The sequence below is a fragment of the Kroppenstedtia guangzhouensis genome (assembly GCF_014637345.1).
GTDB lineage: Bacteria > Bacillota > Bacilli > Thermoactinomycetales > DSM-45169 > Kroppenstedtia > Kroppenstedtia guangzhouensis.
On sequence record NZ_BMEX01000006.1, the window covers coordinates 116,182 to 132,244 of the forward strand.

Genomic DNA, 16,063 nt, shown 5'->3' on the forward strand with positions numbered 1-16,063 from the left:
CCCGTCTGTTCATTCCCTGGACCCGTCCTCCCCTGCTTCCAAAGATACCAACTTCTCTTCAAAGCGAGTTTTAAGATCCTGAATCTCTTCCCGCAATCGGCTGAGGTCCTCGATCCGGGCATCCAGTTCGCGGATTTTTTCCTCACCGTATTGGATTGTGCGTCTCAACTGTTTCCGTCCTGTCCGGTCTTCATCGAACAAAGTGATCATTTCTTTGATCTCATGCAAGGAGAAGCCAAATCTTTTTCCGCGCAAAATCAGTTTCAGACGGGCTCGATCACCGCGGGTGTAATATCGGGTGCCTTTTCCGCTGCGCTGTGGCAGGATCAAGCCGATCTCCTCATAATATCGAATCGTACGTGTGCTGATGTCCAACTCCCGAGACAATTCAGATATCGTAAAGAGATCTTTGTCAGTCGATAATGACACAGAATCACCCCCTCAACAATCCCCTGTTCCCAGGCTATCATTATATTATATTAACGTCAACGTTAATTAGCCATTTATTCAGATAAAAGGGGAGGAATTCACTTCCCGTTAACCCCCCCTGATTCCAATCGAACCGATTGTGACAGGAATCACAGCCGCTTTTCGGCAACATGATACAATGAAGATCAGATCCACCAATGGAAGAAGGGGAAGCACTTTTGGCTAAGCTGATGCTGTTTTTTCACGTTTTGGGGGCAGTTGGAATGGGTTTTTATCTTTTACTGCCCTTTTTTTTGCAGAAAACCTTTCTACAAGAAAGGTCGGTCCTTCGTGCCATGTATTGGATGAATTTCATCAGCCAATGGGTTCTCGTCGCCCAATTCTTTTCCGGCGGATACTTGTACATCCAAGGGAACTATTCACTTCACTGGATGATTTGGGTAATCGTCGTTTATACAGGGATCGGCGCTTTTGGGGGAATGTTTGGCTATCATATCCGAAAATTTCTCAACTCCCCCACGCCGCCCGGGTTCAAACCATGGGCGCGAAAGGTTCGCCTCCATGGAATTCTTTCGACTATCTTCCTGTCCTTCATCATCTTCCTGATGCTGTTTCCTCATGGGATCTAAGCCTTTCCTGGATCAAGGTCGATTCCAATCAGAAAGAGTTCATCGCCTCCGGAAAGGCGATTTTTTTATGATGCCTCCATTGATATCGATTTTACCCCGGAGAAATAAGCTCCCGACTTTCTTTTCTCCCTTTAGTCTACATCCCCATTTTGGTGCTTTCCGCTGCCGGGATGCTCTTCAGTCTCGCCTATGCGATCCTGTCCATATGAAAACCCCGCCAATCAGTGACTGAACATGGATTACCCCCGCACGAAAGGCGAGGGTTTTTGCTTGGTTTTTTATCAACTGTACCCCAAACTTCTAAAAAGTAGTAGAGTAGCCCTTCCGTTTTTTTCTTTTAAAAGTATCTTATAGCAGGAGGTGAAGGAAGATTGCTTAATAACATTTTTCGATTGGTCGAAGGGATCCTGGACAGTATTTTCGGCCCTTCCTTTCCAGGAGGAGGCGATGAAAACGAGGCGATCCGACGGCGGCTCCTACGCTATCTGAATCAAAACGTTGTCGTTGAGACCGTCAGCGGAGAAGTATCGGGTCGGGTCACCGCCGTTGGCGCCGATTATCTCGAATTGCAGTCGGTCGGGGAGATCATTTTGATTCCCTTTGACAGCATCATCTATGTGGACGCTTTGGGAGGTGGAAGTTGAGATGGCGGGATATCAAAACTTGGCGGCTCGTCTGCGTCAATTCATCGGAAGTACCGTCCAGGTGGCTGTCTCTGAGAATGAGAGCCCTGTCGAAGGTCAACTGGTCAGTGTCTCAACAGCTGCATTTACAGTTCAAACCGCTCCCCCACCGGGATATGGACCACCCAACTTGGTGACCTTCTTTTTTCAAAACATCGGCTATGTAAGGATTTTTGTCTGAATGATTCTCATCACCGGAGCGGCAGGATATATCGGCTCCAAGTTAGTTGACTTTTTTTCGAGAAAAAATATCCCGATGCGGGCGGTCGATAACTTTCGTACCCATCCCTTCCCCCAAATTCATGGAATATCGATCCATAAGTTGGATATCACCATACCCGATGACGTGAAAAAAATGATGAAAGGGATCGACACCATCATTCACTTGGGTGCGATCAGCGATGTCTCCCAATGTGAAACCCATGCCAAAGACGCCATACTGATCAATCTGCTTTCTCTGAAATATATCGTTCGTGAGGCCATCCAAGCAGGGGTGCAAAAAATCATCTTTCCCTCCTCTTTTGCAGTGTATGATCCACATTGGAAGCTCATCAGCGAGCAGACCCCTTTAAATCCCGGCAATTTCTATGGTCATCTGAAAAAGTGGGCGGAGGAACTCCTTCTGAAGGAACAAGCCAATCTCGATATCGTCATTTTCCGCCAATCCAACGTGTATGGTAAGGGAATGGTTTCGAAGGGAACCGTGGTTGAAAGTTTTTGCAAATCCGTAATAAAAAATCAGAAAATCACGATTCATGGATCCGGACAGCAAACACGCAATTTCATCCATGTGGATGATGTGGTATGGGCTTATTACCAAGCTCTGTCCACTTCCATCCAAGGGATTTACAATCTTGGAGGAAAAGACACCTTAAGTATTTTGGAGCTGGCACGTTTGGTCAATCAGCTTGGGAAGCAATCTCTCGGAAGATCGGTGCCCATCATCAGAAAACAGAAGCAATCGACCAATGAACAGAAGACTCACTTAATCAAATGGGACACTCAAAAGACAGACACTCTCTTCAGGGGCAGAAAGATGAAGAGTCTTTATGAGGGAATACAAGAATACTTCGAAGATACCGTTTAAGATCTGGGTGGAAGATTGGAGAGCCGTTGAGCTTCCGGCACCGGCCGAAAAGGTTTGGCCGGAATGCCTTTCACAATGGTTTTACCGGGAACATCTTTGGTGACGACGCTTCCCGCTGCAACGAACCCCTCTTCATCAATCGTGATTCCCGGAAGCAATATCGCTCCGGCTCCGATTCTTCCTCCGCGCTTCACATGGACCCCCTTCAACGGGATCGGGTGGGGAGAACGGGCCGCAAATGGATCATTGGACGTAACCACACAAGGGGCCACAAACACATCTTCCTCCAGTCGGGAAAAGGCGGTCAGATAGACATTGGTTTGCAAATTGGTCCGATCACCGATTTGGATGTGATTCTCCAATGTGACTCCTCTGCCGATCACAACCTTGTCTCCGATCACCACATGCTCTCTGATGGTTACAAGATCGGCTATCAAGCAATGTTCGCCGACCGTGGCTCCGCGATACAAGATACTGTTGCTCCCCACCTGAACTTTTTTACCTATGATGAGAGGATCAGAAACCGATTCTTTCATCGGCTTCTTTCCCAAAATACTATGGTCGCCGACTCTCACCTGATTTCCAATCACTGTCTGCTCATGAATGACCACATGGGAGCCGATTTCCACATGGTCCCCGATCTGTACTTGTGGACCAATCCAGGAGGACATCCCGAGTTGGACGTTCTTGCCCAGTTGCGCTTGAGGATGAACAAAGGGTTTCAAAGGGCGTTCCCCTCCTCAAAAAATTGAACCACTTTCTCGATCACTGTCTCCTGCTCCGCATTTGTCAGTTCGGGATAAACAGGCAATGCCAATGTCGTTCCCGCCACCGCTTCCGCCTGCGGGAGAGAGGGGACTGAAAACCGATCTTTCCATGCTCTCTGATGGTGCAATGGCATCGGATAATAGATTTCACATCCGATTCCATGATCGTTCAGCCATTTTTTTAATGAAGCACTGTGGGGTGTCCGAAGGATATACAAGTGATAGGTGGGCAAAGCCTCTGCAGAGGTGGATGGAAGTTGAAGCGGCAACTTGTGAAACGCTTCCCGATATCGATCGGCTAAAATCCGCCGTCGCTGATTCCAATTCAGCAAATGCTTCAACTTCACACGAAGGACAGCCGCCTGAATTTCATCCAGCCTGCTGTTAAAGCCAAAGCAGGAATGGTGATATTTACGCTCCGTCCCATGTGTGCGCAATCGTTGGATTTTTTCATGCAACCTTGGGTTGGAAGTGGTGATGATGCCGCCATCTCCAATCCCACCCAAGTTTTTTGTGGGATAGAAAGAGAAACAGCCGACATCTCCCCAGGATCCTACTGGTTTCCCATCGAGTTGGGCACCCATCGCTTGACAGGCATCCTCCACCACGGCCAGTCCGTGGCGTTGCGCAATGGATGACAGAGCTTTCATATCCGCAGGATGACCAAAAAGGTGAACGGGAAGAATCGCTTTCGTTTTCGATGTGATCGCTTGTTCCACCCGGGCGGGATCCAGATGATAGTTTTGGGTCTCGATATCGACCAAAACAGGCCGGGCACCAGTGTGAACGATCGCCTCCACGGTGGCAAAAAAAGTGTAAGGACTTGTAATCACTTCGTCACCTTCACCCACACCCAAGGCGGCCAATGCCAAGAACAACGCATCGGTTCCGCTGTTTACCCCGACTCCATATCCGGTACCGCAAAGGGTGGCAACCTCTTTTTCCAAAGCTTCACCCGCTCTTCCCAAAATAAATTGCCCTTGATCCAATACATCAGCGATCTCCTTCTCCATTTCATCTCTCAGGGATTGATGCTGACGTTGGATATCGATTAACGGGATCATCGCTCCCCCTCCTCACTTTTCATCCTATGATCCACCCGATTCAATTAAGACCGAAGGGGGATGAGTCATTGACCGGGAAAATTGTACAAACGGCCCTCGTGGGAACCGGATTTATGGGAGAGAATCACCTCCGAAACCTGATCTCCCTTCCCGATGTGAAAGTCATCGGCATATTCGATTCCGATTTTTCGAAGGCAAAGATCATCGCCGAAAAATATCAGGTTCCTCAAGCCCGAAAACTTCGTGACCTGATGAAAGCAGCTGAGGCCGTCGTGATCTGTGTTCCGACAACAGCCCACCACTCAGTCGCAACAGAGGCGATCCGTCACGGATGCCATGTTTTTCTGGAAAAACCTTTCACCCGTACCCTTGAGGAAGCCCGCTCCCTCTGTCACATGGCTTCCGACTGCGGCGTCCACATTCAAGTGGGACATGTGGAGCGGTTTCATCCGGTGGTTCAAACCCTGCTCCAGTCTGTCCGATACGAGCATCTGGTCATGGGTGAATTTTATCGCTATGTCCCCTTGAGAAAAAAAATTGATGCAGATGTCTGCCTCACCTTAATGGTTCACGATCTCGACCTCGTCCTTCACATTGCCGATCGAATGAAAGCCTCTCCCACGGATCTCACGGCATCCGGTCAGGTGGTGCATCCGCGGGAGATGAATCGGGGTCTGGTCGATAATGCCCAGGTTTACATCCCTTTCGATTCTCCTTTTCATGTGACAATCCACGCGGTTCGGGCGGGAGCCCTCCGAAAGCGGGAGATCATTTTGACGGAAACAGACCAGACCTGGGTGGCTGATCTGTTGAATCATCGGCTGTACCGCTACACCCGATCCGGCCGATACTCTCATTCCATCCACTGTCAAACCGTCCATATCCCGACATTCTCTCCCTTACTGGAAGAAATCAAGCACTTTATCGAGACAGTCCAAACCGGCCGCCAACCGGAAGTCTCCCAGTTTGATGGATTAAACGTCATGAAGCTGGCGGAACGAATTCAATCCGAAATTGGAAAAAGGAGTGATCAAGGATGATTTTGTTGACGGGGGCTGATGGCTATATCGGATGGCCATTGATGCTGAAGTTAAGTCGAGCTTTTCCCGAGGAGAGAGTGATTGGAGTGGATCATCTCGGTCGACGCCGATGGGTCGGGGAAATCGGAAGTGTGAGTGCGATCCCGATCGCATCGATGGAAAAGCGCTTGGAGACGGCGAAAGAATTCGGGATGCATAACCTTACCTTTATCGAAGCCGATCTTACAGAGTATACGATGGTATGCCAGCTGTTAAAAACCTTTCGACCCCGGGTGATCCTTCATGTGGCAGCCCAACCCGCCGCTCCCTATTCCCACCTTCACGCCCCCCTGGCCCACTTTACGCAGGAAAACAACAACCGCATGTGCCGGAATCTCCTGTGGGGAATCAAAGAGTGCGGGTTGGAACAGGAAACTCACTTTGTGGAAACCACAACCACCGGGGTATATGGCTCTCCCCATTTCACCATCCCTGAGGGATTTATCGATGTGAAAACAAAGACGGGTTCGGATACCATCCCCTACCCCGGAATGGCGACCTCCTGGTATCACATGAGCAAAGTGGGGGATATCAACAACCTTTACCTCTCATCCAAGATGTGGGGATTCTCCATCACCGATTTAAGAACGGCCATCGTATTTGGAACCGGAACCGAAGAAACCCGGCTCCATCCGCATCTGGCCACCCGGTTTGACTTTGATTTTTACTTTGGTGTGGTTGCAAACCGATTTTGTGCACAAATGTTGGCGGATCATCCCATCACCCTTTACGGAAAAGGGGAGCAGAAAAAGCCGATGATCGCCTTGGAGGATGCGGTGGACTCCCTGGCTCAAGCCGCTGCACTTTCACCCAATCAAAAGTTCCAAGTGTTTAACCAAATGACCTTGTTGGCCAGTCCCAAACAGCTGGCGGAACAGGTCCAACAAGCGGGACAGAAGCAAGGACTGCAGGCTCAAATCACCCATATCCCCAATCCCAGAAAAGAAAATGAAACCCATCAGATGAAGATGGAAAACAAAGGGTTCCGACAACACCTGCTACCACAGGAGGCGGTTTCTCTCCGGGAGGGCATGGACCGGATGGTGAAGGACCTTTTGCCTTACCGATCCGTATTTAAAGAATACAAAGATCGGTTTTTATAAAGGGCGGGAGCGCAATGAAATGGTACTATCTCGAAAATATCCCCAATTATGTCCACACGGTTCCCTCCGGTTTTAAGGAAAACAGGGTACCTCTCTTTATACCCAAACCGGACTTGACTCCACGGGGGTTGGTTGACGAACTGAACCGATACAAACCCGACGTGATCCTGACCAATGGGTGGACCCCCTTTCATCGGGAACCTTATTTTCGGGCGATCCGTCAATATTGTGAAGAAACCCGGAGCCTTCACGTGTTTTGGTCGACGGAAGACCCCCTTCATACCGATTATTGGGGAATGTATATCCTGGAAACCGGACAGCCCGATGTCGTCTTCACCCATGCATTCCACGCTCCGCAAATGTATCAGGAAAGAGGGGTTCCCTCCTACTATCTTCCCTTTGCCTGCAATCCCCGGATTCATCGCACACTCCCCCCACTTCCTGAATATCAGACAGACATTTCCCTGGTGGCCAATTTCTCCAATGCAACCTTGGACAGTTGGCGAATCAACAGCCTTCAAATTCTGTTGGAACCGCTGTTGAGAGAAAAATTTTCAGTGTCCATCTGGGGCAAGGGATGGGAGCGGGGAAAACAACTCCTCCCTTTTTCCATTCCCGATCACGTGATCCGGGGACCCATCCCGTATGACCGAGTTCCTCACGTGTATGCCTCTTCAAAAATGGTCTTGGGAATCCAGAATCACGCTGAACTGTTAACCCGGAGAACTTGGGAATGCATCGGTACAGGCGGGTTGTTGATCACCAACCACACCCCCGCTGTTCTCCGTCACTTTCAGCCCCATCTCCATTTGCTGACCAGTCGTCGTGGTGAGGAGACAAGGGAGTTGGCCCATTTCTTACTCCAAAATCAAAAGACCCGGCAAAAGATTGCCACTCATGGCCAACAGTGGGTCCACCAAAACCACCGGTACGCCCACCGCATCCGGAAAATGCTGGACATCGCATCAGAAATGCTTCAAGTCAAGAGAAACAAAGGGAAATATTATAAGGTTCCCAGCCCGTTTTTACGTCAAGAAATCCGTACCCATTCCACCTTTTCCAGCCTGCTGCCCCATGGAGAGCTGAGTAAAAATCCGTATCTCCCGGTAAGAAGAAAGCAGGGAAACCGAACCCGGGAGATTCGAAGCGGTTTATTGTTTTCACTCGCTTCTTGTCCGGATGGGCTCGATCTTCATCAAGCCCGGTTGAAACTGTTTCTTGCGGTTTGTCCCGCCAAAATTACAAAAATCACCTGCCGGTTTTTCAGCTGTTGCGAAGATCCCGTCCACTCCACTCCTTCTCTTACCTTGGAAAAAGAAGAACAAACCATTGCCATAAACCTTCCCAACCGGAAAAAATTTTATCAAGAGCCCGTCATCATTTCAGTCACTTCGCTGATCCGCCGCTTGATCCGACAACGGATAAAAACATTGGGGGTCTATCTATATATCCCCGTACATGACCACGGATCCGTTCAATTCTTGGGGAGACAACAGCCAAAAACGCACGCCTTGTCCGGAGTCATCTATTATCAGCGCTTCGTTCCCCGATTGGAAATCACCTACCGGAACAAAACACACAGCTTCCTTCCGGATTGGCCCCGATTTGTCGAGTAGATGGAAACCGGGGAGGGGTAAAACCCCATCCCGACCGTCCAAGAACGATCACAACGCTTTCAAGTTGAATCCGACAACACTCATGGCTCATTTTTATTTGTTTCTTCCCGCCACCATAAGGCTTTTTCCGGCTCTTCCAATACCTCCTGAATTTCCTGTTGCTCTGCCACCGCCGGTGGGGATCCACGCAGCGATTTACCGGAAGTCTCCTTTACAAAATATGTCACGACAATCATCCCGACCACCCCGGCGAAAATCAGGTAATAAGCCGGCACCAGTCGATTTCCTGTCAAATTGATCAACCAGGACACCAATAAGGGAGTCGTGCCGCCAAATATGGAGGCTGAAATATTGTAGGTAACAGCCAGTGCCCCGTATCTCACTTCGGTATAGAAAAGGGAGGGCAACAGGGAAGGCATCGTCCCTTGGAAGGTGGAAGAGAAGACAGCCAACATCATCAATCCTAAAAAGACGTACCCCACCATGCCGCTTCCGATCAGCCAAAAGGAGGGGAGCGATAAAAAGATCAATCCGATCAATCCTCCCTGCACGATCCGTTTGGCACCCACCCGGTCACCAAAATACCCCATCAAAAGAACCATCGGGATCATGATCACCATGACGATCACAATCAACAACAACCCTTTGGTCTCTCCATAACCCAGCACGGCAGACAGATGGGAAGGCATATAAGACAAAACCATATAGTTGACCACGTTATAAAAAAACACCACGACCATGCCGATTAGCAGCGTCTTCCAATAAGAGACGAAGATCTCTTTCATCGAGATATGTTGATTTTCTTCCCGTGCCTCTTCCATCGCTTCAAAAGCTGGCGTCTCTTCGAGGTGATTACGAAAGTAAAGGCCGATCAAACCCAAGGGTGCCGCAATCCAAAATGGAATACGCCACCCCCACTCCACCATCCCTTTTGTTCCCAGCAGAAACGTGAGCAAAGTGACCAAACCCGCCCCGGCAATATAGCCGATCAGGGTACCCACTTCCAATCCGCTGGCCATCACTCCCCGCCTTTTATCCGGAGTCGATTCCGCAATAAACGTCATGGCGCCGGCATACTCCCCACCCGTGGAAAATCCCTGAACCAAGCGGGCCAGCAACAATAAAAGAGTGGCCGTGGAACCGATTGAGGTATAACCGGGAATCAGACCGATACTCAACGTGGACACCGCCATCAGAATCAACGTGATCGCCAGAACTCTTTTCCGTCCCCACCTGTCTCCCAACATCCCGAAAATGACTCCGCCCAGCGGCCGGACGAGAAAGGCCACAGCAAAAGTGGCAAAAGCATAGATCAATTGCAGGCTGCCGGTCAATTCGGGAAAAAACACTTTGCCGATGGTTACAGCCAAATAGGAATAAATACCAAAATCAAACCATTCCATGGCATTGCCAAGGGCTGTGGCCACGACCGCTCTTTTGGCAACGTCCGGATCGACGACTGTGATATCCTCTTCACCCAATCGAGGTTTGGACCTTCTTCTGATGGAAAACCGCTTCTTTTTGTAATCCTTCCGCTCAGTCAATCCTCACCCCTCCTTGTCCCATCCCAGGGTGCTTTTACCTGGGCATAGTATCAGCAGGAGGTGGATCTTTCATACTTTGTGCAAAACGGATAAAAACCGCATTTCCAGCCAATTTGAGGCTTTGAAATGCGGTTTTTATCGGAGGAGGGTCGGACGGTCTGCCGCATCATCCTCGCAGGAACAAGGATAGAATCCCCGCTGCGATCAGCGGCCCCACCGGAACACCGCGAAACAGGGCCACCCCGATAATGGTTCCGATCATCAGTCCGGTGACGATCGTCGGTTGATTCGTCAATAAGTTGGCTCCTCTTCCCCCTAGATATGCCACAAAAATCCCGACGATCACTGCAGCCAGTCCGGCAGAGCTCTTCATCGTATCCACCAATTGAGACCAGGGGATTTTCCCCAGGGCGACAGGGGCCAGCACCCCCATAGTTAAAATGATGACACCAACCTTCAACCCATACTGCTCCGTTCAAGACCACAACTGTGAGAGCGGCAACAAACACCTGCTCATTGAGCCATGATAGATTCAAGTTCGTCATATTTGTCACTGCAAGATAAAATGCAGAAATAAGCCAAAGCATAAAAGTACAAGGTATCCCCAGTATCTCTTCATGTTCTTATCATCCCTGTTATTTTCTTTAAATAAATTATGAAATCAACAGCAGCCTATTGGCAAGGAGAATAATTGCTAAGGAATTAGTATTGTTTTTTTCATCGTTTAAGACGATGCCTTCTCCTTTGAGTGAATGTTTCCGATACTTCCAATCGAGTCCAAAAAAAAGAACGGGGAGGTCCCTGTTCTTCAGTGAAGGATGGGTATGGAGGAGCTTGAACAAGATTTGGCCATCGTCTATCGTTCCCGGATCACCTGTGTCACATACCAACGGGAGGAGTCTATGCCCTCCAGTATATCCAGTTCGAAAGATGGCTGATCCAGTTCCCTGCAAAACACGGTATAGGTGTCACCGCTCTTTTCCAGCAGGGGTTCGATGAAGGGTAAACCCGGTGCATAGATGAAGCTTCCACCCACTTGGAGTGAACGCAAGATCTCCATATATTTCTTCGCGTAGGTGGTATAGTACCCGGCTTTGTGGATATGATGGTGCCAAAAGTGGTTGGAGAAAGCCATGTTGGAGATCACTGTCCCCCATTTGTCCGGCACAAAGGAAAAATCGAGCCAATTGACCGTATAGATGAATGGAGTCTCCCCCGATGCCATGCGTTCCAGGCCATAGGCTTCCACACCCTGTTCCCGCAAAGCCTGAACCAATCGTGCTTGGCTTCCGCAACCGAGATCCAGCACCGGCTCTTGGAGCCGATCCCTTTCAATTCCCAGTAACTCGAATTGAAAGGGGGCTTCGTATTCACTGCAGGGCACCCTGCGCACCATCAGTTGATCTTTCTCCACCAACTGAAAGTGTGAGCCATTGGTTTCCAACAAAAATCGACTCACCTTAAACCCATGCTGCTTCAGAATATGGACAAGCATTTCCCGGGTCCTTTCCCGCTGCTCGTAAAATGCGGCCAATTGTTCAAGCAGGGACAGGAAAAGACGTTCCAGACGGCAAATGTCCTGCTGACGAAAATTCATGTACTGATTGGCTGTCATCAAGGTCTGGATCAGAGCTTGAGCCAATTCTTCGGCAAACTCACGCCACTTTGCCTTTTGGATCCGCCTTGCGTTCAGCTCCGCTTGGATGGAGGCCTGTTCCGCCAGGAAGGCATTTACTACGTTCGGTGTCGGGGTAAGATGAATCCTCTCTTCTGTTCGGAGGGTCGAGCGAATGATCTGTTCTTTCAGTATCAATCGCATGGCTCATTCCTTTCTCCCCTGAGTCGTCCGATCGACATCCTCTGGTTCCATCACCCCATATGGGTTCAATTATACAGCCGGGGACTTTTGGATTCAATTACGTGCTACTTTCTCCGTTCCGCTACACACCCGGGTCGACAAACCTCTCTTTCTTTTATCTCTCCCTGCTCTCCAACAGCGACGCAAGCTCACGAAGTGTGCGGCTGTTGGCAATCATGAGCGGTTCGATCGAAGGGTCATACCGCTCTGTCAATTTACGGTGCAAATACATGATATTGATGGAGTTTAAGCCATACTCGCTGAGATCGGCATCGATGTCAATCTCTTCTTCATTCGTTTTCAGCATCTCTGCAACGATGCGGACAAGATGGGAGAGAACCGGTTTCTTCCCGTCATTTGCCTGATGTTTTGATCCCGCCGATAATGTGGGTGGCATCGACGACGTCAAATCGGTGACACCCTTTTGCGCAAGATATTCCGCCAACTGATTTACACTGCGCAACTCCATGATGGTTAAAGGATCCAGCCCTTTTCCAAAGGTTTTGCTCAGACGTACGATCAGCTTCATCGTGTCGCTGTGATCCATCTGCCACTCCCAATCAGGGTCCAGTTCGGCCCCATCCACTTTCAAGATCTCCCCAACGATGTGGAGGAGGATCGATTGAAGGGGTCTCTTTTCGAAAGACTCCTTTGGAGCTTGTTCTTCATCGTGATTGTTTAGCTTAATCCGGTATGAGGTTTCGGCGAAGGGATAAGTCGGCAAAGAAATCCGTTGGGGACGCGGACTTTCCGAATAGAAAGCATGCCAGTCAATCGGAGCTCCTGCGACCCACAACCGGGCGATCTTTTGCAAATTTCGGGACCTGACAATTCTCCCCAAAAGCTCCTCCCCATCTGCTCCACCAAACCAAGCTTCCCATTCGTTGTCTGTTTTGTGGATATTTCCTGTCCAGAACAATTCTTCTTCGCCCTTGAGATAACCCTTCAGCCGATCGAGGATTCTTTTTCACTGGATGCGACCAGCGCCAAGCGTTCCGCCATCTCTTCTCTTCCCACGGATTTTGGTGATCCCTGTCCAGTTCATTCAACAACAACCCGGCAAATTGCGAAGGATCTGCAAAGGGTTGCGAAAGGTGGATCGAAGTGAAAGAAAACTGTGATTGCTCCTCCGGCAGATGGAAATACCAACCCGGAACCATCATGTTTTGCGGTTGCAATGAGGTCTTCAACCCATAGTGGCAGTAAGTGATACGGGCCTTTTTGAGACCCGATCGTGAAGCCATCGCTTGCGTCAACAAATCAATCGATCTGACCCCAAAGGTGAGATTGCGCTGAACCGCCCGATTAAATCTTTCAAGATCCCCATGATCAAGATAATCGAGTGATCCACTTTCGTAATTCCACAGGTGAATGATTTCATCAACCGGATCCAGCCGCTCGCCCAGTTCGTCGAAAAGCCGATGGTAATCCCCCGCTTCCTGTGGATCAATCTGAAAAATCCCCTCCCCCAACTGACGAAATATATTGCCCGGTTTCACCAGGATGAACCTTTGATCTTCGCGAACATATCGGTTGAGATGATAATACAGATCGTCTCTTCTGGCAAAGACCAGAATTCCCTTTCCCACGTTCCTCACCTCGTAAATTCCTTGGGTTTATCGTTGGAAAATGCAAATAGAATAGTCATCAAGCAATTGGGGATCCACCCAGAAGTCTTTGTCCATCCCATTGGAATAGTCAGCTATCAAAAAGTTTTCCTTTACTGAAAGCCCCACCTTCTCCGCCAGCTTTGAAATATCATCAAATCCCGTATTCCACGGTGCACCGATGGAGCTAAACCCATCCAACAATTTTTCCGATCGTTTAAATCCCGTGCTGCGGGCAAATCAATTTATGGGACAAATAATCAAAGGCCAACTCAAATCGAGTGAGGCTCTGCCTTAAGTTCTCCAGCACATGGCAAATATTCTCATATTTAAGGTAGAAGATATTTCCTTCCCACAGAAAAAACGTCTCCAGCTCCGGGTCCAAGCCCCGTTCTAGCAACATGGCGACAACATCCACATCCGTATAATCAGCGTGAATAAATTGGCTGTTCTGATGATAACCAAACTGTTCAATTTGCTCCGCTTTATATTGCAACACATGTTTTTGTTCCACTTCATAGAACTTGACATGATCGGAAGCCAACCTGAGCGGCCGGGTATCCAATCCCGAACCCAAGATCACTACTTGCTTCACACCTTGGCGGATCTTCTTCAACATGAGATCATCAAAATAACGGGTGCGATAACGAACCAAAAAACTTCGTGGAAGGGGATGATTGGGAGATCGCTGCAGGGATCTGCTTTGTCTCCTCGTTCAGGAAAATATTGGCGATGTGATCATAAAATAAGGGATCTGCACTCTCGCTTTCTTCCGCGCGCCACTCAGCGATGACAAATGCAGTTCTCCCTACTTTTTCGTAGATTGATTTCATACACCAACCCCCTTTAAAAGATGACCAAATATCTACTCAACTTTAATAATGTCCGGTTTGTTCTCTCACCTTTCGGTTTCATTACTCCCGTGGAAAAATTCATTTCCTGTGCATATAAAAACCCGCAAAATGCGGGTTTGAAAATTATTCCCTGTTCGCTTCAAGCGGCCAAGGAGTCTTGGCATAAAGGGAACACACCTTCTCCAGTTGGCGTTGAGAATCTCATGATTCCTTTTTCTCTACAAAAGCAAATCGTAGCCAAGGTCCTTCAACCGTTAACCGCAACAAAAAAAATAGAATGCCATGAGAATTGGACACAGCTTCGCCCAATCGTCTGTATGTAATATACACACTACAGAAACCAATGATATGACCTCAGAGCTACAACAACGTACCGAAGCATCGATTGAATTCACTCCGATTTTTTTGATTTACATTATAACACAAAAAAATAATCCCGCAAACTTTTTCCGGTAATAAAGTGGTAATCACCCAAAATTGACAAAATCGAAGGACTCTCCATCTGTTCTCTCAAAAAAGGCCGACGGCATTGTGATCGCTGATGCAATCAAACTGGAACGGAGGAGCGTGGTACATGTAAACCTGATCAACAGCCGACTTTCTTGTTAATATCCAACTGAGCTTGGGGCATACTATGTTTAACAAAAATAAAAGGGTGGTAAAATCATGAAACTTGGACAGCATGAAGCCTCGGAGTTACATGAATTGGGAATGTTTAAGACCAACTGCATCGCAAAATCCTCGATGATGCAGGCTCTGGTGAATGACAGTCAATTAAGCCAATTGATGCAGTCGGAGGTAAAGACCGCCCGTCGGCACCTTCAGGAAATTCAAGGTTTTCTCACGCAAAATCAAGGGGGGATGACTCAATGACCCTGATGAATCAGATGAAGCAAACGGTAACCGGTCAGGGACAAATGAACGAAAGTTTGATCTCCGCTGATCTATTACTGGCTGCCAAAAGCGGTGTTCGGAATACCGCATATGCCCTGACAGAAGCCTCCACGCCGGAAGTTCGGGAAATGCTGAAGCGTCAGTTGCAAGACTGCATCAATCACCATGAGCAAGTTTACAACTACATGGAACAAAAGGGATGGTATAACGCCAAAGACTTTTCCAAACAGATTCAAGTCGATCAGCAAATGGCCCAACAGGCTCAACAAATGGTTCAACAGAGCCAACAACCTTAAACCTCACGGGATGAATTAGGGCTATCTTCCGATTATGGAAGATGGCCTTTTCTTATCAGACATATCCACCCATTTTTTCGCATCTGCATTCTTATCCCTTACAAATCTACATCCAAAGCATAGGATATAGAGACTACTTTCAAGGAGGTTTTTTATGATGGCTTTTGGTGGTAGCTATGGCGGTGGTGGAGGATACGGTGGTGGCTATGGCGGTGGATTCAGCTTGGGGCGGCTGTTGCTTTACCTGTTGGTCATTGCTACCATCTTTGGTTTGGTTGGTTTCTTCGGATACGGATACTAAACAAAGAAAGCCGGGCGAGTAGCATTCTCCACCCAGCTTTCTCATTGCCCCAATGTTTTTCCATTGCCATAAATCAAGCCCATACTCCAATAAACAAGGTTGAAATTTTTCAACAAGACCTCCCCTTTACCTATTCCAAACAGGGCCTTGGGATTGTCCCACTCGTCGTAGATTTTCGTGACGGCCTTTTTCGCTGTTTTACGCGGTGATGGGCTTATTTTCCTTTGGTTCGCTGTCGATGTGTTGTTCCAG

Annotated in this window: 20 protein-coding genes and 1 pseudogene; 10 read left to right on the plus strand and 11 right to left on the minus strand. The window is 48.5% G+C overall.

Features of this window, described 5'->3' with window-relative positions; all coding sequences use genetic code 11:
• Positions 1–9: 9 nt before the first annotated feature.
• Entirely contained in the window at positions 10–429 is a 420-nt protein-coding gene (locus tag IEV46_RS10610) for a MerR family transcriptional regulator (protein ID WP_188432547.1), read from the minus strand.
• Between the two features lie 218 nt (positions 430–647).
• Here IEV46_RS10610 and IEV46_RS10615 point away from each other — a divergent pair, with 218 nt between their 5' ends.
• The 4 genes from IEV46_RS10615 to IEV46_RS10630 all read left to right on the plus strand — a co-directional run bounded on the left by IEV46_RS10615 (position 648) and on the right by IEV46_RS10630 (position 2,828).
• Entirely contained in the window at positions 648–1,058 is a 411-nt protein-coding gene (locus IEV46_RS10615; protein ID WP_188432548.1) for a hypothetical protein, read from the plus strand.
• 371 nt (positions 1,059–1,429) lie between these two features.
• Complete coding sequence (locus tag IEV46_RS10620; RefSeq protein ID WP_188432549.1) at positions 1,430–1,702, plus strand: DUF2642 domain-containing protein; 273 nt, start codon at positions 1,430–1,432, stop codon at positions 1,700–1,702.
• Between the two features lies 1 nt (position 1,703).
• Entirely contained in the window at positions 1,704–1,922 is a 219-nt protein-coding gene (locus IEV46_RS10625; protein ID WP_188432550.1) for a hypothetical protein, read from the plus strand.
• Entirely contained in the window at positions 1,923–2,828 is a 906-nt protein-coding gene (locus tag IEV46_RS10630) for an NAD-dependent epimerase/dehydratase family protein (RefSeq protein ID WP_188432551.1), read from the plus strand.
• Here IEV46_RS10630 and IEV46_RS10635 read toward each other — a convergent pair.
• Together IEV46_RS10635 and IEV46_RS10640 are read right to left on the minus strand one after the other, a co-directional pair.
• The gene (locus IEV46_RS10635) at positions 2,825–3,553 is read right to left on the minus strand and encodes an N-acetyltransferase (protein ID WP_308420299.1); all 729 of its coding nucleotides are present in this window, start codon (positions 3,551–3,553) and stop codon (positions 2,825–2,827) included. The genes IEV46_RS10630 and IEV46_RS10635 overlap by 4 nt on opposite strands.
• Entirely contained in the window at positions 3,550–4,659 is a 1,110-nt protein-coding gene (locus tag IEV46_RS10640) for a DegT/DnrJ/EryC1/StrS family aminotransferase (RefSeq protein ID WP_188432552.1), read from the minus strand. The genes IEV46_RS10635 and IEV46_RS10640 overlap by 4 nt, the downstream gene beginning before the upstream one ends.
• A 68-nt stretch (positions 4,660–4,727) precedes the next feature.
• Between IEV46_RS10640 and IEV46_RS10645 the strand changes: the two genes are divergently transcribed.
• From IEV46_RS10645 to IEV46_RS10655, 3 genes are read left to right on the plus strand one after another with little or no spacing between them, the layout of a single operon-like run.
• The gene (locus tag IEV46_RS10645; RefSeq protein ID WP_188432553.1) at positions 4,728–5,699 is read left to right on the plus strand and encodes a Gfo/Idh/MocA family protein; all 972 of its coding nucleotides are present in this window, start codon (positions 4,728–4,730) and stop codon (positions 5,697–5,699) included.
• The gene (locus tag IEV46_RS10650; protein ID WP_188432554.1) at positions 5,696–6,841 is read left to right on the plus strand and encodes an NAD-dependent epimerase/dehydratase family protein; all 1,146 of its coding nucleotides are present in this window, start codon (positions 5,696–5,698) and stop codon (positions 6,839–6,841) included. Before IEV46_RS10645 ends, IEV46_RS10650 begins: the two co-directional genes overlap by 4 nt.
• Before the next feature lie 14 nt (positions 6,842–6,855).
• Entirely contained in the window at positions 6,856–8,457 is a 1,602-nt protein-coding gene (locus IEV46_RS10655; RefSeq protein ID WP_188432555.1) for a CgeB family protein, read from the plus strand.
• An 80-nt stretch (positions 8,458–8,537) separates the two neighbouring features.
• Here the strand turns inward: IEV46_RS10655 and IEV46_RS10660 are convergent, their stop codons facing one another.
• The 7 genes and pseudogenes from IEV46_RS10660 to IEV46_RS10690 form a co-directional block, all read right to left on the minus strand.
• A complete protein-coding gene (locus IEV46_RS10660; protein ID WP_229736037.1) occupies positions 8,538–10,001 on the minus strand; it encodes an MFS transporter in 1,464 nt (487 codons plus the stop codon).
• A gap of 166 nt (positions 10,002–10,167) precedes the next feature.
• Positions 10,168–10,473, minus strand: a pseudogene (locus IEV46_RS10665) (DUF441 domain-containing protein); the annotation flags it as partial.
• Between the two features lie 384 nt (positions 10,474–10,857).
• Entirely contained in the window at positions 10,858–11,820 is a 963-nt protein-coding gene (locus tag IEV46_RS10670) for a hypothetical protein (RefSeq protein WP_188432556.1), read from the minus strand.
• Between the two features lie 154 nt (positions 11,821–11,974).
• Complete coding sequence (locus IEV46_RS10675) at positions 11,975–12,700, minus strand: acyl carrier protein (RefSeq protein ID WP_188432557.1); 726 nt, start codon at positions 12,698–12,700, stop codon at positions 11,975–11,977.
• Positions 12,630–13,457 (minus strand): KR prefix domain-containing protein, encoded by an 828-nt coding sequence (locus tag IEV46_RS10680; RefSeq protein WP_188432558.1) that lies wholly within the window; start codon positions 13,455–13,457, stop codon positions 12,630–12,632. Before IEV46_RS10680 ends, IEV46_RS10675 begins: the two co-directional genes overlap by 71 nt.
• A 226-nt stretch (positions 13,458–13,683) precedes the next feature.
• Positions 13,684–14,061 carry a class I SAM-dependent methyltransferase gene (locus IEV46_RS10685; protein ID WP_229736038.1) on the minus strand — a complete coding sequence of 126 codons (378 nt, stop codon included), beginning with the start codon at positions 14,059–14,061 and terminating at the stop codon, positions 13,684–13,686.
• A 31-nt stretch (positions 14,062–14,092) separates the two neighbouring features.
• Positions 14,093–14,299 carry a hypothetical protein gene (locus tag IEV46_RS10690; protein WP_188432560.1) on the minus strand — a complete coding sequence of 69 codons (207 nt, stop codon included), beginning with the start codon at positions 14,297–14,299 and terminating at the stop codon, positions 14,093–14,095.
• A 687-nt stretch (positions 14,300–14,986) separates the two neighbouring features.
• On the opposite strand from IEV46_RS10690, the gene IEV46_RS10695 reads away from it, so the two are divergent.
• The 3 genes from IEV46_RS10695 to IEV46_RS10705 all read left to right on the plus strand — a co-directional run bounded on the left by IEV46_RS10695 (position 14,987) and on the right by IEV46_RS10705 (position 15,811).
• Complete coding sequence (locus tag IEV46_RS10695) at positions 14,987–15,193, plus strand: spore coat protein (protein WP_188432561.1); 207 nt, start codon at positions 14,987–14,989, stop codon at positions 15,191–15,193.
• Positions 15,190–15,510, plus strand: a complete 321-nt coding sequence (locus IEV46_RS10700) for a spore coat protein (protein ID WP_229736039.1) — start codon at positions 15,190–15,192, stop codon at positions 15,508–15,510. The genes IEV46_RS10695 and IEV46_RS10700 overlap by 4 nt, the downstream gene beginning before the upstream one ends.
• A 157-nt stretch (positions 15,511–15,667) precedes the next feature.
• A complete protein-coding gene (locus tag IEV46_RS10705; protein ID WP_188432562.1) occupies positions 15,668–15,811 on the plus strand; it encodes a sporulation protein YjcZ in 144 nt (47 codons plus the stop codon).
• A 41-nt stretch (positions 15,812–15,852) separates the two neighbouring features.
• Here IEV46_RS10705 and IEV46_RS18125 read toward each other — a convergent pair.
• On the minus strand, positions 15,853–16,063 hold a 211-nt coding region (locus tag IEV46_RS18125), incomplete at its 5' end, for a hypothetical protein (RefSeq protein WP_229736040.1).

Bases quoted from the DNA above. Each gene is read 5' to 3' on its own strand.
- IEV46_RS10655 (WP_188432555.1), top strand. From the start codon at position 6,856: ATGAAATGGTACTATCTCGAAAATATCCCCAATTATGTCCACACGGTT.
- IEV46_RS10670 (WP_188432556.1), bottom strand. From the start codon at position 11,820: ATGCGATTGATACTGAAAGAACAGATCATTCGCTCGACCCTCCGAACA.
- IEV46_RS10700 (WP_229736039.1), top strand. From the start codon at position 15,190: ATGACCCTGATGAATCAGATGAAGCAAACGGTAACCGGTCAGGGACAA.
- IEV46_RS10640 (WP_188432552.1), bottom strand. From the start codon at position 4,659: ATGATCCCGTTAATCGATATCCAACGTCAGCATCAATCCCTGAGAGAT.
- IEV46_RS10625 (WP_188432550.1), top strand. From the start codon at position 1,704: ATGGCGGGATATCAAAACTTGGCGGCTCGTCTGCGTCAATTCATCGGA.
- IEV46_RS10705 (WP_188432562.1), top strand. From the start codon at position 15,668: ATGGCTTTTGGTGGTAGCTATGGCGGTGGTGGAGGATACGGTGGTGGC.
- IEV46_RS10650 (WP_188432554.1), top strand. From the start codon at position 5,696: ATGATTTTGTTGACGGGGGCTGATGGCTATATCGGATGGCCATTGATG.
- IEV46_RS10695 (WP_188432561.1), top strand. From the start codon at position 14,987: ATGAAACTTGGACAGCATGAAGCCTCGGAGTTACATGAATTGGGAATG.
- IEV46_RS10690 (WP_188432560.1), bottom strand. From the start codon at position 14,299: ATGAAATCAATCTACGAAAAAGTAGGGAGAACTGCATTTGTCATCGCT.
- IEV46_RS10630 (WP_188432551.1), top strand. From the start codon at position 1,923: ATGATTCTCATCACCGGAGCGGCAGGATATATCGGCTCCAAGTTAGTT.